Source organism: Streptomyces massasporeus, assembly GCF_014648995.1.
Classification (GTDB): Bacteria; Actinomycetota; Actinomycetes; order Streptomycetales; family Streptomycetaceae; genus Streptomyces; species Streptomyces massasporeus.
Window position 1 is genome coordinate 288,546 of the sequence record NZ_BMSE01000005.1, and the last position, 25,888, is coordinate 314,433.

General features: G+C 71.2%; 26 protein-coding genes. 20 read left to right on the forward strand and 6 right to left on the reverse strand.

What is annotated here, in order from left to right; translation table 11 throughout:
- Positions 1-9: 9 nt before the first annotated feature.
- Positions 10-1,383, reverse strand: a complete 1,374-nt coding sequence (locus tag IE153_RS15035) for a hypothetical protein (protein WP_189590209.1) — start codon at positions 1,381-1,383, stop codon at positions 10-12.
- Between the two features lie 171 nt (positions 1,384-1,554).
- Here IE153_RS15035 and IE153_RS15040 point away from each other — a divergent pair, with 171 nt between their 5' ends.
- Both IE153_RS15040 and IE153_RS15045 read left to right on the forward strand, forming a co-directional pair.
- A complete protein-coding gene (locus tag IE153_RS15040; protein WP_189590210.1) occupies positions 1,555-2,127 on the forward strand; it encodes a transglutaminase-like domain-containing protein in 573 nt (190 codons plus the stop codon).
- A 10-nt stretch (positions 2,128-2,137) separates the two neighbouring features.
- Positions 2,138-2,839 (forward strand): B3/B4 domain-containing protein, encoded by a 702-nt coding sequence (locus IE153_RS15045; RefSeq protein ID WP_189590211.1) that lies wholly within the window; start codon positions 2,138-2,140, stop codon positions 2,837-2,839.
- A gap of 18 nt (positions 2,840-2,857) precedes the next feature.
- Here IE153_RS15045 and IE153_RS15050 read toward each other — a convergent pair whose 3' ends face one another.
- Together IE153_RS15050 and IE153_RS15055 are read right to left on the reverse strand one after the other, a co-directional pair.
- Entirely contained in the window at positions 2,858-3,586 is a 729-nt protein-coding gene (locus IE153_RS15050) for a lysophospholipid acyltransferase family protein (protein WP_189590212.1), read from the reverse strand.
- Positions 3,587-3,774: 188 nt separating this feature from the next.
- Positions 3,775-4,191, reverse strand: coding sequence for a DUF4395 domain-containing protein (locus IE153_RS15055; RefSeq protein WP_189590213.1), 417 nt, complete (start codon positions 4,189-4,191; stop codon positions 3,775-3,777).
- A 78-nt stretch (positions 4,192-4,269) separates the two neighbouring features.
- Here IE153_RS15055 and IE153_RS15060 point away from each other — a divergent pair, with 78 nt between their 5' ends.
- From IE153_RS15060 to IE153_RS15075, 4 genes are all read left to right on the forward strand, one after another.
- The gene (locus tag IE153_RS15060; RefSeq protein WP_189590333.1) at positions 4,270-4,683 is read left to right on the forward strand and encodes a thioredoxin family protein; all 414 of its coding nucleotides are present in this window, start codon (positions 4,270-4,272) and stop codon (positions 4,681-4,683) included.
- Positions 4,684-4,766: 83 nt separating this feature from the next.
- Complete coding sequence (locus IE153_RS15065; protein ID WP_189590214.1) at positions 4,767-5,258, forward strand: flavin reductase family protein; 492 nt, start codon at positions 4,767-4,769, stop codon at positions 5,256-5,258.
- Positions 5,259-5,478: 220 nt separating this feature from the next.
- Complete coding sequence (locus IE153_RS15070; RefSeq protein WP_031106599.1) at positions 5,479-6,267, forward strand: electron transfer flavoprotein subunit beta/FixA family protein; 789 nt, start codon at positions 5,479-5,481, stop codon at positions 6,265-6,267.
- A gap of 52 nt (positions 6,268-6,319) precedes the next feature.
- Positions 6,320-7,282 carry an electron transfer flavoprotein subunit alpha/FixB family protein gene (locus tag IE153_RS15075; RefSeq protein ID WP_189590215.1) on the forward strand — a complete coding sequence of 321 codons (963 nt, stop codon included), beginning with the start codon at positions 6,320-6,322 and terminating at the stop codon, positions 7,280-7,282.
- Between the two features lie 56 nt (positions 7,283-7,338).
- Here IE153_RS15075 and IE153_RS15080 read toward each other — a convergent pair whose 3' ends face one another.
- Positions 7,339-8,244, reverse strand: coding sequence for an endonuclease/exonuclease/phosphatase family protein (locus tag IE153_RS15080; RefSeq protein ID WP_189590216.1), 906 nt, complete (start codon positions 8,242-8,244; stop codon positions 7,339-7,341).
- Between the two features lie 193 nt (positions 8,245-8,437).
- Between IE153_RS15080 and IE153_RS15085 the strand changes: the two genes are divergently transcribed.
- Positions 8,438-9,766 (forward strand): DUF6986 family protein, encoded by a 1,329-nt coding sequence (locus IE153_RS15085; protein ID WP_189590217.1) that lies wholly within the window; start codon positions 8,438-8,440, stop codon positions 9,764-9,766.
- 154 nt (positions 9,767-9,920) lie between these two features.
- Complete coding sequence (locus IE153_RS15090; protein ID WP_189590218.1) at positions 9,921-11,870, forward strand: serine/threonine-protein kinase; 1,950 nt, start codon at positions 9,921-9,923, stop codon at positions 11,868-11,870.
- Here the strand turns inward: IE153_RS15090 and IE153_RS15095 are convergent.
- Together IE153_RS15095 and IE153_RS15100 are read right to left on the reverse strand one after the other, a co-directional pair.
- Complete coding sequence (locus IE153_RS15095) at positions 11,816-12,631, reverse strand: hypothetical protein (protein WP_189590219.1); 816 nt, start codon at positions 12,629-12,631, stop codon at positions 11,816-11,818. The genes IE153_RS15090 and IE153_RS15095 overlap by 55 nt on opposite strands.
- A gap of 7 nt (positions 12,632-12,638) precedes the next feature.
- Positions 12,639-13,703 (reverse strand): LacI family DNA-binding transcriptional regulator, encoded by a 1,065-nt coding sequence (locus IE153_RS15100; protein WP_189590220.1) that lies wholly within the window; start codon positions 13,701-13,703, stop codon positions 12,639-12,641.
- A gap of 198 nt (positions 13,704-13,901) precedes the next feature.
- Between IE153_RS15100 and IE153_RS15105 the strand changes: the two genes are divergently transcribed.
- The 12 genes from IE153_RS15105 (at position 13,902) to IE153_RS15160 (ending at position 25,864) form a co-directional block, all read left to right on the forward strand.
- A complete protein-coding gene (locus IE153_RS15105; RefSeq protein WP_189590221.1) occupies positions 13,902-14,855 on the forward strand; it encodes an ROK family protein in 954 nt (317 codons plus the stop codon).
- Positions 14,856-15,011: 156 nt separating this feature from the next.
- On the forward strand, positions 15,012-15,455 hold the full coding sequence (locus IE153_RS15110; RefSeq protein ID WP_030834860.1) for a helix-turn-helix transcriptional regulator: 444 nt from the start codon (positions 15,012-15,014) through the stop codon (positions 15,453-15,455).
- A 10-nt stretch (positions 15,456-15,465) separates the two neighbouring features.
- Positions 15,466-15,882 (forward strand): VOC family protein, encoded by a 417-nt coding sequence (locus tag IE153_RS15115; RefSeq protein ID WP_189590222.1) that lies wholly within the window; start codon positions 15,466-15,468, stop codon positions 15,880-15,882.
- A gap of 101 nt (positions 15,883-15,983) precedes the next feature.
- The gene (locus IE153_RS15120) at positions 15,984-18,377 is read left to right on the forward strand and encodes an ATP-binding cassette domain-containing protein (protein WP_189590223.1); all 2,394 of its coding nucleotides are present in this window, start codon (positions 15,984-15,986) and stop codon (positions 18,375-18,377) included.
- A gap of 169 nt (positions 18,378-18,546) precedes the next feature.
- On the forward strand, positions 18,547-18,822 hold the full coding sequence (locus IE153_RS15125; protein WP_031106777.1) for a hypothetical protein: 276 nt from the start codon (positions 18,547-18,549) through the stop codon (positions 18,820-18,822).
- A 50-nt stretch (positions 18,823-18,872) separates the two neighbouring features.
- On the forward strand, positions 18,873-19,097 hold the full coding sequence (locus IE153_RS15130; RefSeq protein WP_189590224.1) for a hypothetical protein: 225 nt from the start codon (positions 18,873-18,875) through the stop codon (positions 19,095-19,097).
- A 66-nt stretch (positions 19,098-19,163) separates the two neighbouring features.
- Entirely contained in the window at positions 19,164-19,391 is a 228-nt protein-coding gene (locus IE153_RS15135) for a hypothetical protein (protein ID WP_189590225.1), read from the forward strand.
- A gap of 140 nt (positions 19,392-19,531) precedes the next feature.
- Positions 19,532-20,575 carry an NUDIX hydrolase gene (locus IE153_RS15140; RefSeq protein WP_189590226.1) on the forward strand — a complete coding sequence of 348 codons (1,044 nt, stop codon included), beginning with the start codon at positions 19,532-19,534 and terminating at the stop codon, positions 20,573-20,575.
- A gap of 306 nt (positions 20,576-20,881) precedes the next feature.
- Positions 20,882-21,913, forward strand: a complete 1,032-nt coding sequence (locus IE153_RS15145) for an ABC transporter permease (protein ID WP_189590227.1) — start codon at positions 20,882-20,884, stop codon at positions 21,911-21,913.
- A gap of 76 nt (positions 21,914-21,989) precedes the next feature.
- Positions 21,990-23,666: an ABC transporter substrate-binding protein gene (locus IE153_RS15150; RefSeq protein ID WP_189590228.1), complete on the forward strand. Its 1,677-nt coding sequence runs from the start codon at positions 21,990-21,992 to the stop codon at positions 23,664-23,666.
- Positions 23,667-23,744: 78 nt separating this feature from the next.
- Positions 23,745-24,737, forward strand: a complete 993-nt coding sequence (locus tag IE153_RS15155) for an ABC transporter permease (RefSeq protein ID WP_189590229.1) — start codon at positions 23,745-23,747, stop codon at positions 24,735-24,737.
- A gap of 26 nt (positions 24,738-24,763) precedes the next feature.
- Positions 24,764-25,864 (forward strand): ABC transporter ATP-binding protein, encoded by a 1,101-nt coding sequence (locus tag IE153_RS15160; protein WP_189590230.1) that lies wholly within the window; start codon positions 24,764-24,766, stop codon positions 25,862-25,864.
- Positions 25,865-25,888: the final 24 nt, after the last annotated feature.

Consider the following 25,888-nt stretch of genomic DNA (forward strand, 5'->3'; position numbering starts at 1 on the left):
CCCGCGGGCTCACCGGTTGACGACGATCTCCGTCCTGTTGTTGCGCAGGTCCGGGTCGAACTTCCTGATGCTCAGCTCGGGATCGTCGTCGATGGTGGCGACGGTGGTGTGCGCCCCGCGCACCACACGGTCGATCCGCAGCGGGATCTCGAACGTGTACGACGCCTTGTCGTGCAGGTGGATCGGCGTCCGGCAGTAGTGCGTGGTGGGGGACGTGCCGTCCTCCGCCGTCCAGCACCGGTCCTCCGGCAGGGTGCCGACGGTCGTGCCCTCCGGGGCCTGGAACCGCACGGTGGCCACGGCGGCGCCCGCGCCCAGCGACGCCACCCAGGCCGGGCCGCGGTTGTGCACGGTGATCTTCGCGGTCACCGTGTCACCGGCGGCCCCGCGCACCCGGCTGCCGGTGAGCTTCAGGTCGGCGGTGTTGCGGGCGTCGAGGATGACGGACCCGTAGTTGTCCTGCGGGTCGATGTCGGGCTCCGCCGCCGAGGCCCTGGCACCGGCCGCGGGGCGCAGGTCCAGTTCGGCGCCCGTGCCCCGGGTCCATGTCCACTCGCCGCGGGCCTCGGCCAGGGCCTCGTCCGAGTAGGGCTGCACGGAGTGGTCGAACCGCTCGTACAGCGCCTTCCGGCCGACGCCGAGTTCTGTGTCCAGCGCGAACCGCTGTCCCGGTGCCACCGCCTCGTCCAGCACGCACAGGGCTCCCGTGCCGGTGCTGTGCTCCCGGTACTCGCAGTTCGCGTGCCGTTCCGTGAAGCGCAGCCCGTAGGAGGCGTCGAGCCACAGCAGGGTGCGCTCCGCGGTGCGGTTCCCGCTGTTGGACAGCGTCGCCCGCACGCTCGTCACGGTGCCCGGCCTGAGGTCCCGTTGGTGGGGTGCCTCGCTCAGCCCGAGGTCCGGTCCGTTGCCCACGCCGACCCGGGTCTCACCGGGGTGGGACGTCAGGTCGCCCGCGGTGGCCGAATACCGCACCTGGCCCGAGGAGCCGACGTCCGCCCCCGGCAGCGCGCGCAGCCCGAACGTGGCCGCCCGCACGCTGTCCGTCCCGGCCGGCATCTCCGGGAAGGCGCAGACCGCCCGGGTCTCCGACTCGGGCTCGCAGTTCGCGGGCCACGACACCCGCGCGAAGCCGGCGATCTCGCTCACGTCGACGGTGAGCTGCCCGGCGGGCACTCGGCCGTCGGCGACATCGCGACTGACCGCCACGTCCAGGCTGCGTTCCGGCGCGCCGCCGCCCGCGTCCGCACCGGGCAGCACCGTCTCGTACGGCGCGCTGATCCACAACTCGTGGTCCAGGGCGTGGGCGGGCCCGGTCCCGGCAGCGGCCGCCGCCAGTGCGCCACAGGCGACCGCCGCTCCGAGCAGGCGCTGTAGATGTCTCATGTCTTCTCCTCGTCACTTGTCCGCGGCTCCGAGACCCGTGGCCCGGCGGAAGGGTTGTGACGGCGCGACGGGTTGCGGCGGTGTTCAGCCGTTCTTCTCGCAATGCATAGGTATACAAGCAAGTGGAAAGCGATTGACTCGGGAGTGGATCTCTCCCTAGGCTCTGCGCGCATGCAGACGATCCAGCAGACGCCCGACCTCTCCGCCTATCTGGCCGCCGACGAGGCGATCGACCACCACCACCCGCTTGTGCGCGAGACGGCGGCGAGGCTCGCCGAGGGGGTGGCCGACTCGTATGAGTATGCGCGGGTGGCCTTCGAGTTCGTGCGTGACACCATCCCGCACTCACAGGACTCCGGTGATCTCCGTGTCACCTGGCGCGCCTCCGACGTCCTGGAGCAGCGCACCGGCATCTGTTACGCCAAGGCTCACGCGCTGACCGCCCTGCTGCGGGCCGAGGACATCCCCACCGCGCTGTGCTACCAGAAGTTCGACGTGGTGCACGGGCTGGTCGCCGTGCGGTTCAACGGCGCGTGGCACCGGCAGGACCCCCGGGGCAACAAGCCCGGTGTCGACGCCCGGTTCTCCCTCGACGGTGAGCGGCTCGCCTTCACGCCCGACCCGGCGTCCAATGAACTGGACTACCCGGTACTGTATGCAGCACCGCATCCGGTCGTGCTGGACGCCCTCACGGCGGCTCGCGACCGGCCGCACCTGTGGCAGACGCTCCCCACCGCACTCTGAGGCAACGACCATGACGCTCACGCTGACCGTGTCCGACGACGTACGCGCCCTCGCGCCCGGCTTCACCCACGTCGCGATCGAGGCGCACGGGCTGGTCAACGGGCCGAGCAACGAGGCCGGTTCGGCCCTGCTGGACGACGCGGCACGCCGGCTCGCCGCACGACTGGACGGCCTCGCCCCGCACGAGGACCCGCACATGGCCGCCTGGCGCCAGGTCTACACGGCGTTCGGCTCGAAGCCGTCCCGGACCCGCAACTCGGCGGAGGCGCTGGCCAAGCGGGCCCTCTCGGACGCCGGGCTGCCCCGCATCAACCTGCTCGTCGACCTCTACAACGCCGTCTCCGTCGCCCGTCTGATCCCCGTCGGTGGCGAGGACATCGACCGCATCGAGGGCGGCATGCGCCTGATCCGCGCCACGGGGCGGGAGGACTTCGTCACCGTCGCCGCGGGCGAGGAGGCCGTCGAGCACCCCGACGCGGGCGAAGTGGTGTGGTGCGACGACGCGGGCGTGACCTGCCGCCGCTGGAACTGGCGCCAGGGCCCGCGTACCCGGCTCACCGAGGCGACGACGTCGGGCGTCTTCCTGCTGGAGAGCCTGGCGCCGATGCCGGTCGCCGAGGTGACGGCGGCCGCGGAGGAACTCGCCGGACTGCTGGCGGAGTTCAGCCCGGGAGCGGACATCGCCGTCCGCGCTGCGGAGTCCGCGGCCTGAGCCCCGGCCGAACGGGCGTCAGTGCGCCTCGGCCGCCCGCACCTGCTCCGGCGTCGGGGCCGTGCCGCCGAGGTGGGCGGGCATCCACCAGGTGTCGTCCGGACCCTTGGGGCGGACGGGGTAGGCGCGCTGAGCGGCCTCCAGGAGCTCCTGGACGCGCTCCCGCAACTGGCGCGTGATGGCACCCGCGTACTTGTCGCGGGAAGCCTCGATCGCCTCGCCGACCCGGATCGTGATGGGGATGTGGCTGCGCTTGAAGTTGCGCGGGTGGCCCTTGGTCCACAGCCGCTGCGTGCCCCACACCGCCATCGGGATCAGTGGGACGCCGGCCTCCTGGGCCAGGCGCGCCGCGCCCGACTTGAAGCTCTTCAGCGTGAAGGACGGCGAGATCGTCGCCTCCGGGAAGACTCCGACGATCTCACCCGACCGCAGTGAGTCCAGGGCGTGCGCGTAGGCCGCCTCGCCCTGCTTGCGGTCCACCGGGATGTGCTTCATGCCGCGCATCAGCGGGCCGGAGATCCGGTGCCGGAAGACGGACTCCTTCGCCATGAAACGCACGAGACGTTTCTGCGGCAGCGCCGCCAGGCCGTCGAAGACGAAGTCCAGGTAGCTGATGTGATTGCTCACCAGCACGGCGCCGCCCGAGCGCGGGATGTTCTCCGAACCCTGGAGGTCGATCTTGAGGTCCCACACCTTGAACAGCGTGCGGGCGAAACCGACGACGGGACGGTAGACGAGCTCTGCCATGGGCGGGTCGGACCCTTCCTGCTCTGCCTGGGAAGGGATTCCCAGTGGAAAAGTTACGCAGCCGTAGGTTTACGGCTTGTCGCAGATCGTGCCCGAAGAACGGCCGGGTAGCCAGTCCTCGTGCCCGTCGGCGGCGAGATTCTCGTCACGTCGCCCCACTGTTCCCACCTCGTGCTTTTGCTCCCCCATTACCCCGCACGCGCCGTCACCCGCCGCGCGAGCAGGTACAACTCGCAGCCCAGGCAGTACCCGAACGCAGCATTGAGGAAGGCGGCGGCGAGCGCGGCGCCGGTCGCCGCGAGTCCCAGCCAGCCGGGTCCCAGGGTGAGGCCGACGAGCCCGAGCCCGGCGAAGAGCAGCCCCACCGCCTGGGCGAAGCGCGGTGGTTCGGGCGCCTCGAACTCCGTCGGCGGCCCGAGCCGCGGCCGTACGGCTTTGGCGAACAGCAGGCCGTAGGGGGAGCGCCGGACCCCGCCCGCCGCGCCGAGCAGGAACGCCAGCGTCTGCCAGGCCAGCAGCCAGGCGCTCCCGGTGACCAGAACGACCGCCAGCACGGCGGCCGTGACGGCCGCGCCGAAGCGCGGCCCCCTCACATCGATGTCCATGGGAACCAAGCATTCCGCAGCCCGGCCGTGCGCAGGGGGCGGGAATCTTTGCGGTCTCGTGAACGCTTGCAGCAGGTGATGACCGGACTGGTGGTGTGCGTGGTGGTGCTCGCGGTGGCGAGCGCCTACGGAGTGCTGCAACGGCGGCGGAGCGGGAGAGTGCGGGTGCGCGGGCGGGACGACGGCAAGCGGCTCGATGCGGCGGAACTGGGTGCGGAACTCGGCGAGCGGGCCACGCTCGTACAGTTCTCGAGTGCCTTCTGCGCGCCCTGCCGGGCGACCCGGCGGGTCCTTGGCGAGGTCGCCGCGGTGGTGCCCGGAGTGACCCATGTCGAGATCGACGCCGAGGCCCACCTGGACCTGGTGCGGCGGCTGGACATCCTCAAGACGCCGACCGTGCTGGTTCTCGACGCCGACGGCCGCGTGGTGCGGCGGGCCACGGGTCAGCCGCGCAAGGCCGACGTGATCGCCGCGCTGGGGGAGGCGGTGTGACGGGTGTGACGCCGCCCGTGAGTCATCTCCCACATCACGGAACGAACTTGACTGTGCGTACCATTTATCGTCAGCCTGACCCCATGCCTGCGGACCTTCTCGCCACGCCCGACCTCCTGCGCTCGGTCTTCCGGCGGCACGCGGCGGGAGTCGCCGTCATCACCGCTCGTGGCGAGGCCGGACCGGTGGGCTTCACCGCCACCTCCCTGACGTCCGTGTCCGCCGAGCCGCCCCTGCTGTCCTTCGGCGTCGGCACCGGCGCCTCCAGCTGGCCCGCGATCGCGACGGCGGACCACGTCGGTGTCCACATCCTCGGCGAGCACCAGCAGGAGCTCGCCGCCACCTTCGCCCGCAGCGGCGCGGACCGCTTCGGCCCGCCCACCGTCTGGCGGGAGGGGCCCGAGGGTGTCCCGGTCCTCGACGGCGTGGTGGCCTGGCTGGTGGGCCGGGTCGTGGCGCGCGTGCCCGCCGGGGACCACCGGATCGTGCTCGCCGAGGTGGTGCACGGCGACCCCTCGGGCACCGGCCGTCCCCTCCTCTACCACCAGGGACGATTCCAGCGCCTGCGCGACTGAGCAGGGCCTCCCCCGGGCTGCGTGACCGTCGAGTTCCGGTTACGCTGCGTTGCGAAGGTCACAGTTCAAAGCGCTTGCTTAGCGGGAACGAACTAGGTGTACTGACGAGTAATATTTCGCTCGGGGCGTGGGTTCGCCCCGACCGGGATCGGACGCTAGAGGCGCCTATGCTGCCTGCAAGTAGGCAGCATGGAAATGACGATGCAGTAGGAGAGCCGGCGTGAGCTTGAGGATCGTTGTCACTGTGAAGTACGTGCCCGACGCCACTGGCGACCGGCACTTCGCCGATGACCTGACCGTCGACCGGGACGACGTGGACGGTCTGCTCTCCGAGCTCGACGAGTACGCGGTCGAGCAGGCGCTGCAGATCTCCGAGAACTCCGACGACGACGTGGAGATCACCGTTCTGACGGTGGGCCCCGAGGACGCCAAGGACGCCCTGCGCAAGGCGCTGTCCATGGGTGCCGACAAGGCGATCCACGTCGAGGACGACGACATCCACGGCACCGACGCCATCGGCACCTCTCTCGTCCTGGCCAAGGCCGTCGAGAAGGCCGGTTACGACCTGGTCATCTCCGGCATGGCCTCCACCGACGGCACCATGGGCGTCGTGCCCGCGCTGCTCGCCGAGCGCCTGGGCGTCCCGCAGGTCACCCTGCTCTCCGAGGTCTCCGTCGAGGACGGCACCGTCAAGGGCCGCCGCGACGGCGACGCCGCCTCCGAGAACCTGGAGGCCTCCCTCCCGGCGGTCGTGTCCGTGACCGACCAGTCGGGCGAGGCTCGTTACCCGTCCTTCAAGGGCATCATGGCGGCCAAGAAGAAGCCGGTGGAGTCCTGGGACCTGTCCGACCTCGACATCGAGGCCGAGGAGGTCGGCCTGGAGGGCGCCTGGACCAAGGTCGACGGCGCGGCCGAGCGCCCGGCCCGCACCGCGGGCACGATCGTCAAGGACGAGGGCGAGGGCGGCAAGCAGCTCGCTGAGTTCCTCGCGGGCCAGAAGTTCATCTGAGCCCCTTCGCCGACCGCCCCTCATCTTTCGCAAGCAGGAGAGAAGAAGTCCCATGGCTGAAGTTCTCGTCTACGTCGACCACGTGGACGGCGCCGTCCGCAAGCCCACCCTGGAGCTGCTGACCCTGGCCCGCCGCATCGGCGAGCCGGTCGCCGTCGCGCTGGGCAACGGCGCCGGTGACACCGCCGCCGCCCTCGCCGAGCACGGCGCGGTCAAGGTCCTCACCCACGAGGCCGCCGAGTACGCCGACTACCTGGTCGTACCGAAGGTCGACGCCCTCCAGGCCGCCGCCGAGGCCGTCTCCCCGGCCGCCGTGCTGGTGCCGTCCTCCGCCGAGGGCAAGGAGATCGCCGCCCGTCTGGCGCTGCGTCTGGGCTCCGGCATCATCACCGACGCCGTCGACCTCGAGGCCGGCGACGAGGGCCCGGTGGCCACGCAGTCCGTGTTCGCCGCGTCCTTCACCACCAAGTCCCGTGTCTCCAAGGGCACCCCGGTCATCACGGTCAAGCCCAACAGCGCCGCCGTCGAGGCCGCCCCGGCCGCCGGTGCGGTCGAGGCCCTGTCCGTGACCTTCTCCGCTCAGGCCACCGGCACCAAGGTCACCGGCCGTACGCCGCGTGAGTCGACGGGCCGTCCGGAGCTGACCGAGGCCGCGATCGTGGTCTCCGGTGGCCGTGGCGTCAACGGCGCGGAGAACTTCGCGATCATCGAGGCGCTCGCCGACTCGCTCGGAGCGGCCGTCGGTGCCTCGCGTGCCGCGGTGGACGCCGGCTGGTACCCGCACACCAACCAGGTCGGCCAGACCGGCAAGTCCGTCTCGCCGCAGCTGTACATCGCCAACGGCATCTCCGGCGCGATCCAGCACCGCGCCGGTATGCAGACCTCGAAGACCATCGTGGCGGTCAACAAGGACGCCGAGGCCCCGATCTTCGACCTCGTCGACTACGGCGTCGTCGGCGACCTCTTCGACGTCGTCCCGGCCCTCACCGAGGAGATCAAGACCCGCAAGGGCTGATCGACCCCGGCTGTGGAAGGCCCCCGTGACCGCGCGAACGGTCACGGGGGCTCTTCTCATCCCAGGGACATCGAGGCCTGCACCGGCAGATGGTCGCTCGGCCACGTCCCGTCCCTGCTGAAGGTGTTCATCCCGGCCCGGTGCGTGGTCACCCCGGGGGTGGTGAGGATCCAGTCGATGCGCCGCCCGCCGGGCCTGGGCGCCCGGTAGCCGTGGTGCGTCCCGTACGCCGGACCCCGCGAGGCCGCCGCGTCCCAGGCGTCCACCAGCCCGATGTCCAGCATGAGGTCGTGCACCCGGTTGTCGTGGGCGGCCGCGTTGAAGTCGCCGGTGACGATGACCGGTGACGACCGGTCCCACCCGGTGATCGTCTCGCCGATCAGTCCCGCCGAGCGTTCCCGGGCGTACTGGCTGACGCTGTCCAGGTGGGTGTTGAGGACGTAGAACTCCCGTCCCCCGTCGGCGAGATCGACGAAACGGACCCAGGTCACCATGCGCAGCCAGTCCGCGCCCCAGGTGTTCGAGGCGATCGTGTACGGGGTGTCGGACAGCCAGAAGTGATCGAACTCGATCGGCTGGAGTCTGCGCGTGTCGTAGAAGACCGCCATGAACTCGTCCTTGCTGCCGCCCCCGCGTCCGGTGCCGATCCAGTCGTAGTGCTCGCCGAGATCCTTCTCGATCGCGCGCACTTGCCGGTAGAGCCCTTCCTGGGTGCCGATGACGTGCGGTCGCTCGCGGCGCAGCAGTTCCCGCATCACCGGTCGGCGCACCTCCCAGCGCGGTGTCGTGTCGACGACGGTCCCGAAGCGGACGTTGAACGTCATGACGTCCAGGGCGCCCGGGTGCTCGCCGGCGGAAGCGGGCTGTGTGGGGCCCGCGGTGGTGAGCAGCGGTCCTGCGACGACGGCGGCGGCCGCCGCCTTGAGCCCGTGGCGGCGCGTCACTCCGGCCTCGTTCGGCACGTGGTCTCCTCCCCTTGCGCGTCAGGATGAAGCTTGCCTACTGAATACGGAAGATGAGGGCCGGTCGGCAGTGACCGAGGGTGAAGGATGGGGAACCCCACTTCACGACGGTGTTGACCAGGCCGAAGGTCGGCCGATAACTTCGCTCTACGGATTGTTGATTCCGTAAAGCGGAAAAGAGGAGGGTCTCGGAATGGGTCAGGGCCAGCAGGAGAAGGTGGCGACGAGCCTCGCGGGCGCGGTCAGCGAGGAGATCAGCGCCTCCCTCGCGCCCGTCGACGCGGAGCTGGAGCGCCGCTACCCCGGGGACCCCGGCACCCGCCAGCCCGTCCACACCGTCTACGTCCCCGGCGACGTCTTCGCCGCCGACACCGTCCGCTCCTGGGGCGACCGGGCCCTCGCCGCCCTCGACGAGCACGCCCCGGACGCCGCGGCCTTCGCCGCCGTCCTCGGCCTCTCCGAGGAACTCGCCGAGCCCGTCCACGCGCGCGTGCGCGCGAAGCTGGAGCGCGAGCCGATCGAGGACCTGCGCGTCGACTTCGAGGACGGCTACGGCAACCGCCCCGACGCCGAGGAGGACGAGGCCGCCGCCCGCGCCGCCCGCATCGTCGCCGAGGCCTACGCTGGGGGCACCTCCCGGCCGGAGGCTGGGGGAGGCACCGCCGCCCCCTACATGGGCATCCGCATGAAGTGCATGGAAGCGCCCGTACGCGCCCGGGGCATCCGCACCCTCGACATCTTCCTCACCGGCCTGATGGAGGCCGGCGGCCTGCCCGACGGGCTGGTCCTCACCCTGCCGAAGGTGACCTACGCCGAGCAGGTCACCGCCATGGCGCGGCTGCTGGACGCCTTCGAGAAGGCGCACGGGCTCGAGCCCGGCCGGATCGGCTTCGAGATCCAGATCGAGACCAGCCAGTCCATCCTCGCCGCCGACGGCACCGCCACCGTCGCCCGCATGATCCAGGCCGCCGGCGGCCGCGCGACCGGACTGCACTACGGCACCTTCGACTACAGCGCCTGCCTCGGCGTCTCCGCCGCACATCAGGCCAGCGACCACCCCGCGGCGGACCACGCCAAGGCCGTCATGCAGGTCGCGGCGGCCGGTACCGGCGTACGCGTCTCGGACGGCTCGACCAACGTCCTCCCGGTCGGCCCGACCGCGAAGGTCCACGACGCCTGGCGCCTGCACTACGGCCTCACCCGCCGCGCCCTGGCCCGCGCCTACTACCAGGGCTGGGACATGCACCCCGGCCACATCCCCACCCGCTACGCGGCCGTCTTCGCCTTCTACCGCGAGGGCTTCGAGAAGGCCGCCGCCCGACTGTCCCGCTACGCCAACCGCACCGGCGGCGACGTCATGGACGAACCCGCCACCGCCAAGGCCCTCAGCGGCTACCTGCTGCGGGGCCTGGACTGCGGCGCCCTGGACATCGGGGAGGTGGCCCGCCTGGCCGGCCTGACCCGGGCGGACCTGGAGAGCTTCGCGGCGCCCCGGCGCGGGGACCTGACGGCCTCCGCCTGACGGCTTTCGCACGCCGGATCCGCCGGCACGTACCGGCCCTGTCACAGCCGTCGTCGGCGGCTCTCGCCGTCACCGCCGCCCCTTAGTCTGTACGCCACGCACCGACGGAGTCGTCCGCCGGCGCATCCGGTGGGGTCACAGGAACGGGGCAGCGGTGTCGACGGGGGAGCACGGGCAGACGGACGGGGCCGGGCGGCTGCTGGCGGGCCGCTACCGCGTCACGGCGGCGCTGGGGCGCGGCGGCATGGGCATCGTCTGGAAGGCCGTCGACGAGGTCCTCGGCCGTGAGGTCGCGGTCAAGGAACTGCGCACCTACACCGACGCGGCCGGCCCCGAACTGGCCGCTCTCCAGCTGCGGATGCAGCGCGAGGCCCGTGCGGCGGCCCGGGTACGCCACCCCGGTGTCATCGCCGTGCACGACATCGCCCAGGTCGACGGCCGCCCGCTCATCGTCATGGAACTGGTCGACGGGCCGTCCCTGGACGACGTCCTGCGCGAGCGCGGCACGCTGGACCCGGGTGAGGCGGCCGGGATCGGCGCGAAGGTCATGGACGCGCTGGCCGCCGCCCACCGCGCGGGCGTCCTGCACCGGGACGTCAAGCCCGGCAACATCCTGCTCGACCGCTCGGGCCGGGTCGTCCTCACCGACTTCGGCATCGCCACGATGGACGATCCGGGGGACGGCTCGGCCACGCACCTCACACGCAGCGGCGAACTCGTCGGCTCCCTCGACTACCTGGCCCCCGAGCGGGCCCAGGGCGCCGACCCGGGCCCCGCCTCCGACATCTGGGCCCTGGGTGCCGCGCTGTACGCGGCCGTCGAGGGCTCCTCGCCCTTCCGTCGCACGTCCACGTTCTCCACGCTCACCGCGATCGTCTCCGAGCCGCTGCCGGAGCCCCGCCGCGCCGGCCCCCTCGGGCCGGTCCTCCAACGGCTGATGGACAAGCGCCCCGAGTCCCGCCCGGAGGCCGACCAGGCCCGTGCACTGCTCCAGGCGGTCGCGGACACGGGCGACACCGACACGCCGACGTCCACCCTGCGGGGTCCGGCGGCCACACCCCCGCGCGCGGAGACGGAACGCAGTGTCCCGTCGGTACCGCCGGGGTTCGGGCCTCCGCAGCAGGGCGCGGCCGGGCCTCAGGAAGGGACGAACACCCCGGGCTTCGGCACGGCAGGCGCGTCCGAGGGGGCGGCGGGGACCGTGGGCCACGGCGGGCCAGGACGCACCGACCCCGGCGCACAGGCCCCGGGCCCCGGTCACCCCGCTCCGGCGGGCCCAGGCACGCAGAACCCGGGCCCAGGCACGCAGAACCCGGGCCCAGGCACGCAGAACCCGGGCACCGGCCCTCAGGGCTTCGGGCCGCTCGACCCCGGCAGCACCACCCCCGGCGCCTCCGCCCCGACCACCCCGATGAACCCCGACCGCACCGCCTCCCGCCGCAAGGCGCGCGTCCTGATGGCCGCCGCGGCCGTCGCCGTCGTCCTCGCCGCCGCCGGGACCACGGTCGCCCTCCTCGACGACTCCGGAGCCAAGGAGAGCGGCGCGCGGACCGACGCGGCCCGCGGGGAGGCCGGGTCCTCCGAGCCCGGTGGAGCGGACGACGGCTCGAACGCCCCGAGGGCCACGCGACAGGGCGACGACAAGGGCACAGCTCCCCCCGAGAAGCCGGCCGACAAGAAGGACCCCGAGCCCACCGGCCGGCCGACCACCCCGGCTCCCGGGAAGCCGTCCGGCGGCGCGGGCGCGGGGGCGCCGGACGGCGGCACCACCGGCAGCGGTTCCGGAGGCGCCACGACGGGCGGCGGCTCGACCACCCCGGCCCCGGTCTGCCACCCCATCGGCGGTGGCAAGTACAACTGCCAGGTCTGGAAGACCGCCGACTCCTACACCGCCTCCGGCGCCAAGGCCGGCATCCTCAACGCGGGCACCAACTACTTCTACTGCCAGCAGAACCTGGGCCGCCGCGAGACCTCCGGCCAGTGGACCAACGTCTGGTGGGCCAAGACCGACGACGACAGCGGCAACACGGACGTCTGGATCAGCGACGTCTACATCAAGGGCGGCGACGACGACGCGCCGGTCCCCGGGCTCCCGCTCTGCTGAGCCCGCGCCGACGCGGCCACGTACCGCTCCAGCCCGGAGGCCGTCACCAGCTTCTCCTCGATGAACAGCCGGGTGCCCCGCTCGCACAGCCGCCGGTCTCCGCGTGCCCGCGCGCAGAACTCCTCGGGCACGACACCGAACAGCTCCCGCAGCCGCGGCAGCCCGACGAGGAGCTCGGTCAGCAGCTCCCGCTCTCCCGGGTGCGTGCGCGGAGTGCCCGTGCCGTCGTGGAGGACGCCGTGCCGGTTGACGTAGGCGTAGGCCCCGGGCAGGCGGGTGCCGTCCGCGAGGTCGATCCGGACGTCGGGCGACGGCAGCCAGGCCCGGTCGAAGTTGCCGCCCGGCACCGGCACGCCCTCGCTCGCGTCGATCACCGCGAGCTGCTCGGCGTCGAGCCACAGGACGAACAACTCCCGCACGGTGCCCGGGGCGCCGACCGGTGACGCCGACACGTATCCCATGCGGCTCACGTGCGCGGAGACACCCGCGTCGAGGCCCGTCACCCGTGCCTTCACCATCGGCAGCGGTGACATGATCCCGAACTCCGTCATCTTGTGCCGCAACTGCCCCGGGCAGCCGTTGGAGCCGATGGCGATGACCGGTGTGCGGTCCTCGTACACCAGCCGCTCCGGCGGCAGGAAGCGGTCCCCGTCGAGGAGTCCGGAATCCGCGGGCCACGCACCCGGATACAGCAGGGGGTGCTCGCGCGGCGCCTCGGCCAGGCCGAGTGCCCGCAGCGTGCGATCGGTGGCGTCGTCCATGGGCCGCTCAGTCCGCCGGCGGGATCTCGCCCGAGCCGCGGGTGATCAGCCGGGTCGGCAGCTCGATGCGCTCGGGGGTGACGAGGGTGCCGTCCAGCTGCCGGAAGAGACGTTCCGCCGCGGTGCGGCCGATGTCCGAGGCGTCCTGGGCGACGACCGTGACGCCCGGCTGGAGCAGGTCGGCGAGCTCGATGTCGTCGAAGCCGACCAGGGCGACACGGCGGGCCTGCTCGGCGAGCACCCGGATCACGGTGACCGTCACGCGGTTGTTGCCCGCGAAGATCGCCGTGACCGGGTCCGGGCCGGTCAGCATCTCCTCGGCGGCCCTGCGCACCCGCTCGGGGTCGGTGACGCCGAGGGACATCCAGGAGTCCGTCACCGGTATGCCCGCGTCCTCCATCGCCACCCGGTACCCGCGCAGCCGCTCGGCGGCGGTGTGGATGCGGGGCATGTCGCCGATGAAGCCGATCCGGCGGTGCCCGTGGGCGATGAGGTGGGCGACGCCGTCGCGGGCGCCGCCGAAGTTGTCCGACAGGACCACGTCGGCGTCGATGTGCCCGGCCGGCCGGTCCACGAACACCGTGGCGACACCCGCCTTGAGCTCGGGCTCCAGGTACCGGTGGTCGTCCCCGGCCGGGATCACCACCAGCCCGTCCACCCGCCGCGCGCACAGGGCCAGCACCAGTTCCTGCTCGCGCTCGGGGTCCTCCGCGCTGGAGCCGTTGATCAGCAGGGCGCCGTGCGCGCGGGCCACCTCCTCGACCGACCGGCTCAGGGGGCCGTAGAACGGGTCCGCGAGGTCCTCCAGGACCAGGCCGATGCTCGCCGTACGGCCCTTGCGCAGCACCCGCGCGCTGTCGTTGCGGCGGAAGCCGAGCGCGTCGATCGCCTCCTGGACCCGCCGCTCCGTCTCCGGGGTGACCCCCGGCTCCCCGTTCACGACACGGGAGACCGTCTTGAGGCCGACTCCGGCGCGTGCCGCTACGTCCTTCATGGTCGGCCGGGTGCCGTAGCGCGTTGCGGATCGGAGGGGGGTCTGGGGCACGGTGCGGTGTCCTGTCCTGTCGTCCACGGGGGTGCGTCGATCCTGGGTTTGTATGAGGATGTGGCGTCGAGCATAGAGCCTGGACAACGTTGTCAGGCTCGGGGGAGACTGTCCACCGCAATCTCCGGACCCGTGCACCGCCACGGGACCGGTCCGCTGCTTGCCCTGCTTGATGGCTTTCTCGGCGTTTTTCTCATGCATGCCCGACGGGGAGATCCGACTCTGATGCACACCGACCTCGTGGCCGCGCTCGACATCGGCGGCACCAAGATCGCCGGCGCTCTGGTGGACGGCCTCGGCCGGATCCTGGCCCGCGCCCAGCGGCCGACGCCCGCCCGGGAGGACGGCGACACCGTGATGCGGGCCGTGGAGCAGGTGCTCGGCGAGCTCACCGCGTCGCCGCTGTGGGGGCGTGCCACGGCCGTGGGGATCGGCAGCGCCGGGCCCGTGGACGCCTCCGCGGGCACGGTGAGCCCGGTCAACGTGCCCGGCTGGCGCGACTACCCGCTCGTCGCCCGGGTCCGGGCCGCCGCCGGGAACCTGCCCGTCGAGCTGATCGGCGACGGCGTGGCGATCACGGCGGCCGAGCACTGGCAGGGCGCCGCCCGCGGCCATGACAACGCGCTGTGCATGGTCGTCTCCACCGGCGTCGGCGGCGGTCTGGTGCTCGGCGGCCGGCTGCACCCCGGGCCCACCGGCAACGCCGGGCACATCGGCCACATCAGCGTGGACCTCGACGGCGATCTGTGCCCGTGCGGCTCGCACGGCTGCGTGGAGCGCATCGCGAGCGGCCCCAACATCGCCCGGCGCGCGCTGGAGAACGGCTGGCTGCCCGGCCCCGACGGGGACACCTCCGCCGCCGCGGTGGCCGCCGCCGCCCGGTCCGGCGACCCGGTGGCCGTCGCCTCCTTCGAGCGGGCCGCCCAGGCCCTGGCCGCCGGGATCGCCGCCACCGCGACCCTCGTGGAGATGGACATCGCGGTGATCGGCGGGGGAGTGGGCAAGGCGGGCGACGTCCTGTTCGACCCCCTGCGCAAGGCCCTGAGCACCTACGCGACGCTGTCCTTCGTCCGGCACCTGACCGTGGCACCGGCCCAGATGGGCACCGACGCCGGGCTGGTGGGCGCGGCGGCGGCCGCACTGGCGAAGCGGACGGACGCGGCGGCGGCCGGGGTGTGAGCCGGGGCGCGGCCGAATCGGCAGGAACGTTCAGTCTGCGGTGGGGCGCGGGGCCCGAGGGCTGACGCGGCGGTGACCCCGGGGTGATACGGACCGGTCCGGTCAGTATCGCCGGACATCGACCGCATGTCCGTGTGATGTGGCACGATCGCGCTTGTGAGCAGCAGACCCGCCTCGGCGCAGCACCTGCGTGACCTCGCCCGACTGCGCCGCGTCAAGGACCGGATCGACCGGGAGTACGCGAAGCCCCTCGACGTCGAGGCCCTCGCCCGGGGCGTGCACATGTCGGCCGGGCACCTCAGTCGCGAGTTCCGGCAGGCGTACGGCGAGTCTCCGTACAGCTACCTCATGACGCGGCGCATCGAGCGCGCGATGGCGCTGCTGCGCCGGGGCGACCTCAGTGTCACCGAGGTGTGCTTCGAGGTCGGCTGCGCGTCGCTGGGCACGTTCAGCACCCGTTTCACCGAGCTGGTCGGCATGCCGCCCAGTGCCTACCGGCGTGAGGCGGCGCGCGCGACTGCGGGCATTCCGTCGTGCGTGTCGAAGCAGGTGACCAGACCGGTCAGGAATCGAGAAGCGCCCGCCGCGAGCCGAAACTAGCGTGAGGGCCATGGACCTTCACATTCACGCCAGCTTCCTTCCGCACGACGACCCGGACGCCGCCCTGGCGTTCTACCGCGACACCCTCGGCTTCGAGGTCAGAAACGACGTCGGATACGAGGGCATGCGCTGGATCACCGTCGGCCCCGTCGGCCAGCCCGGCACGAACATCGTGCTGCACCCGCCGGCCGCCGACCCCGGCATCACCGAGGACGAGCGCCGCACCATCGCCGAGATGATGGCCAAGGGCACCTACGCCGGCATCGTCCTGGCCACCAGCGACGTCGACGGCACCTTCGAGCGGGTGCAGGCGGGCGACGCCGAGGTGGTCCAGGAGCCGGTGGACCAGCCCTACGGCGTCCGCGACTGCGCCTTCCGCGACCCCGCGGGCAACATGGTCCGGATCCAGCAGCTCAAGGCGTCGTAACAGCCCCCGCACCGCACCTCCCCCCGCGCCGCCCCTCGGGAGCGGCGCGGGGGAACGAGATCGTCCGAGCGCGGCAGCCCCGCCCGACAGATGGAGACACCATGAGCAAGGCCACGACGACGGACAGACAGTCGCCCGGGCCGCACGTTGCCGACAGCCATGACGTGATCCGCGTGCACGGCGCGCGCGAGAACAACCTCAGGGACGTCAGCATCGAGATCCCCAAGCGCCGGCTCACGGTGTTCACCGGCGTCTCCGGTTCGGGCAAGAGCTCGCTGGTGTTCGACACCATCGCGGCGGAGTCGCAGCGGCTGATCAACGAGACCTACAGCGCCTTCCTGCAGGGGTTCATGCCGAACCTGGCCCGGCCCGAGGTCGACGTGCTGGACGGGCTGACGACCGCGATCGCCGTCGACCAGCAGCGCATGGGCTCCGACCCCCGCTCCACCGTCGGCACCGCCACCGACGCCAACGCGATGCTGCGGATCCTCTTCAGCCGGCTCGGCACGCCCCACATCGGCCCGCCCGGCGCCTTCTCCTTCAACACCGCCTCGGTCTCGGCGAGCGGCGGATTCACGGTGGACCGCGGTGCCGACAAGACCAGGACCGAGAAGGTGTCCTTCAGCCGCACCGGCGGCATGTGCACGCACTGCGAGGGCCGGGGCACGGTCTCCGACATCGACCTCACCCAGCTCTACGACGACTCCAAGTCGCTGTCCGAGGACCCGTTCACCATCCCCACCTACACCGGTGACGGCTGGGTGGTACGGGTGATCGCCGAGTCGGGCTTCTTCGACAAGGAGAAGCCGATCCGCAAGTACACCAAGAAGGAGCGGCACGACTTCCTGTACCGCGAGCCGGTCAAGGTGAAGATCAACGGGGTCAACCTCACCTACGAGGGGCTGATCCCCAAGCTCCAGAAGAGCTTCCTCTCCAAGGACCGCGAGTCGATGCAGCCGCACATCCGGGCCTTCGTGGACCGGGCGGTCACCTTCACCCGGTGCCCCGACTGCGACGGCACCCGGCTCAGCGAGCTCGCCCGCTCCTCGAAGATCGGCAAGGTGAACATCGCCGACGCCTGCGCGATGGAGATCCGGGACCTCGCGGAGTGGGTCCGGGGACTCGACGAGCCGTCGGTGGCGCCGCTGCTCACCAAGCTCCGGCACACCCTCGACTCGTTCGTGGAGATCGGCCTCGGCTACCTCTCCCTCGACCGGGCCTCGGGCACGCTCTCCGGCGGCGAGGCGCAGCGCACCAAGATGATCCGCCACCTCGGCTCCTCGCTCACGGATGTCACGTACGTCTTCGACGAACCGTCCATCGGCCTGCACCCCCATGACATCCAGCGGATGAACAACTTGCTGCTGCGCCTGCGTGACAAGGGCAACACCGTGCTCGTCGTGGAGCACAAGCCCGAGACGATCGCCATCGCGGACCACGTCGTGGACCTCGGCCCCGGCGCCGGCACGGCGGGCGGCACCGTCTGCTTCGAGGGCACCCTGGAAGGGCTACGGGGCAGCGGCACCGTCACCGGCCGTCACCTCGACGACCGCGCCAAGATCAAGGCGACGGTCCGCAAGCCGACCGGCGCGCTGGAGATCCGGGGCGCCTCGGCGAACAACCTCCAGGGCGTCGACGTCGACATCCCGCTCGGCGTCCTCACCGTCATCACCGGTGTCGCGGGCTCCGGCAAGAGCTCGCTGGTGCACGGCTCGATCCCCACCGAAGAGGGTGTCGTCGCGATCGACCAGACCCCGATCCGCGGCTCCCGGCGCAGCAACCCGGCGACCTACACCGGTCTGGCCGACCCGATCCGCAAGGCCTTCGCCAAGGCCAACGGGGTCAAGCCGGCGCTGTTCAGCGCCAACTCCGAGGGCGCCTGCCCCACCTGCAACGGCGCCGGTGTCATCTACACCGACCTGGCGATCATGCAGAGCGTCGCCACTCCGTGCGAGGAGTGCGAGGGCAGGCGGTTCGAGGCGTCGGTGCTGGAGTACCGCCTCGGCGGCCGCGACATCAGCGAGGTGCTGGCGATGCCCGTGGCCGAGGCCGAGGAGTTCTTCGGCAGCGGCGAGGCCCGCACCCCGGCCGCACACAAGATCCTGGAGCGGCTCGCGGACGTCGGGCTCGGCTACCTCACCCTCGGCCAGCCGCTCACGACGCTGTCCGGCGGCGAGCGGCAGCGCCTCAAACTGGCCACGCACATGGGCGACAAGGGCGGCGTCTACGTCCTCGACGAGCCGACCACCGGTCTGCACCTGGCGGACGTGGAGCAGCTGCTCGGCCTGCTCGACCGGCTCGTCGACTCCGGCAAGTCGGTCATCGTCATCGAGCACCACCAGGCGGTCATGGCGCACGCCGACTGGATCATCGACCTCGGCCCCGGTGCGGGTCACGACGGCGGCCGGATCGTCTTCGAGGGCACCCCGGCCGACCTCGTCGAGGCCCGCTCCACGCTGACCGGGGAGCACCTGGCGGCCTACGTGGGTGCCTGAGGGATGTCCGTACGGCCGTGAGGCGAGCCGCCCGGCGTGCTCCGGGCCCTCCTCACGGCCTCGTGCCGGGTGGACAGCCCCATGTCGGACATTGGGGACAAATCAGACGAATATCGTCATCTGGTGAGGGCACTCCGTCTCCTGAATCCCCCACGGAACGGAGCCGCTGATGATCATCAAGAAGATGCACGAGATGGGCGTCCGCAGCGAGCACGCCTACATGGCCGGCATGGCCTCCATCGGCCTCAGCGTCGTCGCCTGGATGGGCTCCAGGAAGATGGAAGCAGGCACCGGTGTCGCCCGTGCCGACCGCTGGGGCATCTTCGTCGGTGAGTGGGCACCCACCTTCTTCGGTCTCGGCCTCGCCCTGTCGCACTACGAGCAGCAGGACGGCACCCTCACCGCCGACGTCCACGAGTTCCGGCCGACGCGGAAGGCGGGCTGAACGGCCCATCCCGGCGCGCGCCCGGCGCCGCCCCCGCGCACCCTGGTGCCATGGCGCCCGTGAAACCCGTCGTGGTCTACCCGCCCGCCGCGGACGGTGGACGGCGGGTCCGTGTGGACGACCAGTTCCTCGGTATCGCCTACGGGCCACTCGACATCGCCGAGTTCCTGCGGCGAGCCGGGATCGAGGACGCGGACGAGGCGTACGTGGCGGCATCGGGGCTGATCGAATGGCGCGGCGGTGGATCCGGCGCCTGGGGAACCGGCCACGCGTGAAGCCGCCGCTTCCCCCGAACGGCCCAGTGCCGTGACCCTGGAGCCCGTCCGGCAGTTGAGTGGGGCATGAAGAAGCGCAGCATGCTCGCGATCGCCTCCCTGGCCACCGGCTTCGTCGTCGCGGCGGTCACTCCGTCGCACGCCATCGGAGAGACTGTCCCCGCCATCAACGTGGACGAGACCCTCAAGACGCTCAACCAGACCGTCGCCAGGGACGGCCTGGCCGTGGACAGGAAGGACGGCGTCCAGAAGAAGAAGGGCGCTCAGAAGAAGGCCGCCCCGAAGAGGGGCTGACGACCAGCCACGGCCCACGGCGTCGGCGTTCCCCCGCGTGGGGGGCGCCGGCGCCGTCGTCATGCGCCCTCAACTGCGGCTGGTTTCCGTGGCAGGGTGGAGCGGGCAAGCCTCAGGGGGCCAACAGAAGAGGGGGACCTGTGACCGTCGTCTGGATCAACGGCGCGTTCGGTGCGGGGAAGACCACCACCGCACGGGAACTGATCGAACTGATCCCGAACAGCACGCTCTTCGACCCGGAGGTCATCGGCGGCGCGCTCGCCCACCTGCTGCCGCCGAAACGCCTCGCCGAGGTCGGCGACTTCCAGGACCTGCCGATCTGGCGACGGCTCGTGATCGACACGGCGGCCGCGATGCTCGCCGAGCTCGGCGGGACCCTCGTCGTCCCCATGACCCTGCTGCGCCAGGAGTACCGCGACGAGATCTTCGGCGGCCTGGCCGCGCGCAGGATCCCGGTCAGCCACATCCTGCTCGCTCCGGCCGAAACGATACTGCGGGAGCGCATAGCGGGCCGTGAGGTCCCGCGCGACCTCCCCGACGGCGACATGCGAATACGCCAGTGGTCCTTCGACCACATCGAGCCGTACCGGGCCGCTCTCGCCTCCTGGCTCACCGCCGACGCCCACCCCGTCGACACCAGCGACCTCACGCCGTACGAGACGGCCGTCAAGATCGCCGAGGCCGTCGCCGGCGGTACCGTGCCGGTCTGCGACATCGTGCAGACGCCCGAGCCCACCGCCGAGACCGTCGCCGCCGGAGTGCTCCTCTTCGACGAGCAGGACCGGGTGCTGCTCGTCGACCCCACGTACAAGGCCGGCTGGGAGTTCCCCGGTGGCGTCGTCGAACCCGGTGAGGCCCCCGCGCGCGCCGGGATCCGCGAGGTCGCCGAGGAGACCGGTATCAGCCTCGACGAGGTGCCGAGCCTGCTCGTCGTCGACTGGGAGCGCCCCGCACCCCCCGGGTACGGCGGACTGCGGCTCCTCTTCGACGGCGGCCTCCTGCACTCCGCCGAGGCGGGCAGGCTGCTGCTGCCCGGCCCGGAGCTGCGCGCCTGGCGGTTCGTCACCGAGGAGGAGGCCGCCGACCTGCTGCCCCCGGTGCGCTACGAGCGGCTGCGCTGGGCCCTGCGGGCCCGCGAACGCGGAGCGGCGCTCTATCTGGAGGCCGGGGTGCCGGTCGGCTGACACCGGGCCCGCCGCGCGCGCCCTTTACCCGGCGCGGGAGATTTCGAGGGAAAAGCAAAAGGAAACGGCGCCCGGGTCACGGCCAATCGCTGCCCAAGGAATCTCCCGCGAACCTTCACGCGGCGGGTAATCGCATTCCCCACTCTCGTCAACACTTTTCCATGACCGCAAACAATCCCTTTTCTCGCCCCTGCGCGGCTTGACCGGACTCGCACGCCGTTGCGAAAGTCCGCAGAGTCTCATGGCGGAAGCAACGACCGCCACCCAATTTCCTTGCCCCAGGGGCAGATCCGGGATGTCCGTACGATGACCACGCAACACCAGCCGGTCGACACCGGCGGCGGCACCGCGCTGCCGACCGAGCCGTCGACGCAGGACTCCAGACCCGGCGGCACGGTTGTCGCCGGCCGCCCACCGGCCCGGATGGCCTGGCGGCGGATCAGGCGGGACAAGGTCACCACGGCCGCTCTGGCGGCCACCCTCCTGTTCATCACGATCGCGCTCCTCGCGCCGGTCCTCACCGCGGTGACCGGCTGGGGACCGATCACCCCCGACAACAAGGCGATCAATCCGGACACGGGCAATTTCCCCTACGGGTCGCTGGGCGGTATCAGCGCCGAGCACCTCCTCGGCGTCGAACCGGGCACCGGCTACGACCTGTTCGCCCGCATCGTCTACGGCCTGCGCACCTCCCTCTACGTGGGATTCGCCTCGGCCGTACTGTCCACCGCGGTCGGAGTCGTGGCCGGGCTCGCCGCCGGCTATTTCGGCGGCTGGGTCGATTCCCTGCTGTCCCGGATCATGGACGTGATGCTGGCGTTTCCCCAGCTGCTGTTCATCATCGCGCTCACCCCGGTGATCCAGAACGCGCTCCAGACCGACACCCACGGCGGCACCGACGAGAACCTCCGGCTGCTCGTCCTGGTCCTCAACATCGCGGTCTTCGCCTGGGCGTACACCGCCCGGCTGGTGCGCGGGCAGGTACTGTCCCTGCGCGAACGGGAGTTCGTCGACGCCGCGCGGCTGATGAGCGCCGGCCGTCGGCACATCCTCTTCCGCCAGCTGCTGCCCAACCTGTGGGCGCCGATCCTGATCTCCTTCGCGCTCGCCGTCCCGCAGAACATCACGACCGAGGCGGCGCTGTCGTACCTGGGCGTCGGTGTCATCCCGCCCAACCCCGACTGGGGAGCCGTGCTGTCGGACGCCTCCCAGTTCTTCCTCCAGGATCCGATGTACCTCTTCGTGCCCGGCGTCCTGCTCCTCCTCCTGGTCCTGGCGCTCAACCTGCTCGGGGACGGCGTCCGGGACGCCCTGGACCCCCGAGCCCGGCGCGGCTGACAAGCCACCCCCGAGATTTCGGCCCGGCGGTCCCACGAACGGCCGCCGAGCCCGTAGCAAGAACGGAGTTTCCCCCATGACGCGCAGAACGCGCAGATCCCGTACGGTCGCTCTCGCGGCAACCGCCGTGGTGATCGCCCTCGGAGCCACCGCATGCGGAGGGTCCTCCAGCGACAGCGGCAGCGGCACCCCCGGAAAGGGCGGCACCCTCACCGTCCTGAACAAGGCCGACTTCGACCACCTGGACCCCCAGCGCGTCTACACGACCGAGGGCCAGAGCATGGACCAGGAGATCCTCCGGACCCTGACGGGCTGGGACGAGAGCGGCTCGAAGCCGAAGCTGGTCGGTGACCTGGCCACCGACACCGGAACGCCGAGCAAGGGCGCCACCGTCTGGACCTTCCACCTCAGGCACGGCGTCAAGTACCAGGACGGCACCGAGGTCACCGCGCAGGACGTCAAGTACGGCGTGGAGCGCGGCTTCTCCTCCGACATCAACGGCGGCCCGCCCTACGCGGCCCAGTGGCTCGTCGGCGGCTCCGACTACAAGGGCCCCTACCAGGGCAAGCAGCTCGACTCCATCCGGACGCCGGACAGGTACACGATCGTCTTCCACCTGAAGCAGCCGGTGGCCGACTTCAACGAGACCACCACGATGACCGGTTGGTCCGCCGTGCCCAAGGCCCACGACACCGGCTCGACCTATGACACCAAGGTCTGGTCCGACGGCCCGTACATGATCAAGTCGTACACCAAGAACAAGGAACTCGTCCTCACCCGCAACACGTACTGGTCCCAGGCGACCGACCCGATCCGGCAGCAGAACGTCGACGGGATCGACGTGAAGTTCGGCCAGGACGAGTCCGCCATCGACCAGCAGATCAAGGCCGACGCCGGCACCGCCCAGACCTCGATCCAGCAGTGGCCCATCGCCGGATCCGACCTGGCTCAGCTCGCGGGCGACCCGTCCCTGAAGAGCCGTTACTACAAGATTCCCGCGCCGGGCATCAACTACCTCGCCATCAACACCACCCGGGTCAAGGACATCCACGTCCGCGAGGCGATCGAGTACGCCATCGACAAGACCACCGTGCGCGGTGCCTTCGGCGGCTCCGCCTACGGCGACTACGCCACCACCATGCTGAGCCCCGGCATCGGCGGCTACCGGAAGTTCAACCTGTACAGCGCCAACCCGGCGGGGAACCTCGCCAAGGCCAAGGAGCTGATGAAGCAGGCGGGCAACCCGAAGCCCACCATGTCGATCGCTGTGGAGAACACCCCCACCGAGGAGCACTTCGCCGACGCCGTGAAGACCTCGCTGGAGCACATCGGCATCCACGTCAACATCTCCCCGATCGACGCGTCGAACTACTTCAGCACCATCAACAACACGAAGAACCAGTACGACCTGACCTGGGGCGACTGGATCGCCGACTGGCCCAACGCCTCCACGGTGCTGCCCACCCTCTTCGACGGCCGGCTGATCAAGAAGAACCCGCAGTCGAACCAGGACCTCTCCTACCTGAACGACCCGAAGGTCAACGCCCTGATCGACAAGGCCGCCACGATGACCGACGTCGCCCAGCGCAACGCCACCTACGGGCAGATGGACGAGCAGATCCTCAAGGACGCCGCCGTGGTTCCGCTGATGTACATGAACTTCAGCGACATGTCCGGCTCCAAGGTCGGCGGGGTCATCTCCGACACGATCCTGGCCGAGCCGAGCCTGGTCCACGTCTACATCAAGCACTGACGGAACCGTCTCCACCGCACCCCGCCGGCGGCCCCGGCCGCCGGCGGGCATCCCACTCACGTCAGGTCCCGGCACCCCATGTTTCGTTACCTCATCAGACGCCTGCTGGCAGCGGCCGTGATCATGCTGGTGATCACCACGATCACCTTCTTCATCTTCTTCGCGCTGCCGTCCGACCCCGCACTCCTGGCCTGCGGAAAGACCTGTTCGCCCTCGCGCCTCGCGGAGATCAAGCACTCGCTGGGCCTGGACCGGAGCTACCTCACGCAGTACTGGGAATTCCTCAAGGGGCTGTTCGCCGGCCGTGTCTTCGGTGACCAGAGCGTCCGCATCCACTGCGGCGCGCCCTGCCTCGGCGTCTCCTTCCAGACCGACACCCCCGTCCTGACCACCCTCCTGTCGGACTTTCCGGCGGACCTCTCCCTCGGCCTCGGTGCCGCGGTGGCCTTCCTGGTCCTGGGCGTCGGCCTCGGCACCGTCGCCGCGGTACGCCGGGGCAGGGCCGCCGACAAGGCCGCGGTCGGAGTCGCCCTGTTCGGCGTGTCGGTGCAGATCTACTTCATCGGTCTGCTGCTGCTCTACCTCTTCGTCGACAAGTTCCAGATCCTGCCGGCCTCCGGCTACACGCCGATCACCGAGGACCCGGCCGGCTGGTTCCAGGGGCTGATCCTGCCGTGGACCACCCTGGTCATCGTCTACCTCGCGATGTACACCCGGCTCACCCGCTCCTCCATGCTGGAGGTCTTCGCCGAGGACTACATGCGCACCGCTCGCGCCAAGGGTCTGCCGGCCGCCACCGTCGTCCTCAAGCACGGACTGCGCGCCGCCATCACCCCGATCATCACCATCTTCGGCATGGACGTCGGCTCCCTGATCGGCGGCTCCGCGGTCATCACCGAGTCGGTGTTCGGCATCAACGGCATCGGCAAACTCGCGGTCGACTCCGTCCAGAACTCCGACCTGCCGGTCATCCTCGGCACCACGCTCTTCGCCGCGACGTTCGTCGTCATCGCCAACGTCGTCGTCGACCTGGTGTACGGCCTCGTCGACCCGCGCGTGCGCCTCGCCTGAGCCCTCCTTCGTCCTTAGGAACACCCGTGTCCGTATCGACCTCACCGCAGCCAGCGGACGTCGCACCCGCGCCCGCACCCTTCCTCGACGTACGCGACCTGAAGGTGCACTTCCCGACCGAGGACGGCCTCGTCAAGTCGGTCGACGGCGTCTCCTTCACCCTGGAGAAGGGCAGGACCCTCGGCATCGTCGGCGAGTCCGGCTCCGGCAAGTCGGTGACCTCACTGGCCCTGCTCGGACTGCACAAGGGCACCCGCGCCCAGGTGTCCGGCGAGATCTGGCTGGACGGCCGGGACCTAGTCGCCCTGCCCGAAGCCGGGATGCGCGCCCTGCGCGGCCGCACCGTCTCCATGATCTTCCAGGACCCGCTCTCCGCGCTGCACCCCTTCTTCACCGTCGGCTCCCAGATCGCCGAGGCCTACCGGGTGCACCACAAGGTCTCCAAGAAGGAGGCCAGGGACCGCGCGGTGGAGATGCTGAAGCGGGTCGGCATCCCGCAGCCCGAGCGCAGGGTCAGGGACTACCCGCACCAGTTCTCCGGCGGCATGCGCCAGCGCGCCATGATCGCCATGTCCCTGGTGTGCGACCCGGAGCTGCTGATCGCCGACGAGCCCACCACCGCCCTGGACGTCACCGTCCAGGCGCAGATCCTGGACCTGATCCGCGACCTCCAGGAGGAGTTCGGCTCGGCCGTCGTCATCATCACGCACGACCTCGGCGTGGTCTCCGACGTCGCCGACGACATCCTGGTGATGTACGGCGGCCGCCGCATCGAGTACGGCACCACCCGCGACGTGCTCAAGCAGCCCCAGCACCCCTACACCTGGGGCCTGTTGCAGTCGATGCCGCACCTCAGCGGCGACGTCGGCGAGCGGCTCAACCCGATCCCCGGCACCCCGCCGAGCCTGATCAACCTGCCGGACGGCTGCTCCTTCCACCCCCGCTGCGCCTACAAGGGCTGGGTGCCTCAGGGCCGTTGCCCGGCGGAGCGGCCCGAGCTGCGCCTCGTCTCCGGCAGCGAACGGCACCTCGCCGCGTGCCATCTCAGCGACGACGCCAAACAGGAGATCCGCGTCGGGGCCGGTCCGGACGACCGGGGCCCCGCGGCCGCACGGGCCGCGCAGTGACGGCGGCGGACGAAAGGGACCATG

Bases quoted from the DNA above. Each gene is read 5' to 3' on its own strand.
- IE153_RS15035 (WP_189590209.1), bottom strand. From the start codon at position 1,383: ATGAGACATCTACAGCGCCTGCTCGGAGCGGCGGTCGCCTGTGGCGCA.
- IE153_RS15040 (WP_189590210.1), top strand. From the start codon at position 1,555: ATGCAGACGATCCAGCAGACGCCCGACCTCTCCGCCTATCTGGCCGCC.
- IE153_RS15045 (WP_189590211.1), top strand. From the start codon at position 2,138: ATGACGCTCACGCTGACCGTGTCCGACGACGTACGCGCCCTCGCGCCC.
- IE153_RS15050 (WP_189590212.1), bottom strand. From the start codon at position 3,586: ATGGCAGAGCTCGTCTACCGTCCCGTCGTCGGTTTCGCCCGCACGCTG.
- IE153_RS15055 (WP_189590213.1), bottom strand. From the start codon at position 4,191: ATGGACATCGATGTGAGGGGGCCGCGCTTCGGCGCGGCCGTCACGGCC.
- IE153_RS15060 (WP_189590333.1), top strand. From the start codon at position 4,270: ATGACCGGACTGGTGGTGTGCGTGGTGGTGCTCGCGGTGGCGAGCGCC.
- IE153_RS15065 (WP_189590214.1), top strand. From the start codon at position 4,767: ATGCCTGCGGACCTTCTCGCCACGCCCGACCTCCTGCGCTCGGTCTTC.
- IE153_RS15075 (WP_189590215.1), top strand. From the start codon at position 6,320: ATGGCTGAAGTTCTCGTCTACGTCGACCACGTGGACGGCGCCGTCCGC.
- IE153_RS15085 (WP_189590217.1), top strand. From the start codon at position 8,438: ATGGGTCAGGGCCAGCAGGAGAAGGTGGCGACGAGCCTCGCGGGCGCG.
- IE153_RS15095 (WP_189590219.1), bottom strand. From the start codon at position 12,631: ATGGACGACGCCACCGATCGCACGCTGCGGGCACTCGGCCTGGCCGAG.
- IE153_RS15105 (WP_189590221.1), top strand. From the start codon at position 13,902: ATGCACACCGACCTCGTGGCCGCGCTCGACATCGGCGGCACCAAGATC.
- IE153_RS15115 (WP_189590222.1), top strand. From the start codon at position 15,466: ATGGACCTTCACATTCACGCCAGCTTCCTTCCGCACGACGACCCGGAC.
- IE153_RS15120 (WP_189590223.1), top strand. From the start codon at position 15,984: ATGAGCAAGGCCACGACGACGGACAGACAGTCGCCCGGGCCGCACGTT.
- IE153_RS15125 (WP_031106777.1), top strand. From the start codon at position 18,547: ATGATCATCAAGAAGATGCACGAGATGGGCGTCCGCAGCGAGCACGCC.
- IE153_RS15130 (WP_189590224.1), top strand. From the start codon at position 18,873: ATGGCGCCCGTGAAACCCGTCGTGGTCTACCCGCCCGCCGCGGACGGT.
- IE153_RS15135 (WP_189590225.1), top strand. From the start codon at position 19,164: ATGAAGAAGCGCAGCATGCTCGCGATCGCCTCCCTGGCCACCGGCTTC.
- IE153_RS15145 (WP_189590227.1), top strand. From the start codon at position 20,882: ATGACCACGCAACACCAGCCGGTCGACACCGGCGGCGGCACCGCGCTG.
- IE153_RS15150 (WP_189590228.1), top strand. From the start codon at position 21,990: ATGACGCGCAGAACGCGCAGATCCCGTACGGTCGCTCTCGCGGCAACC.
- IE153_RS15155 (WP_189590229.1), top strand. From the start codon at position 23,745: ATGTTTCGTTACCTCATCAGACGCCTGCTGGCAGCGGCCGTGATCATG.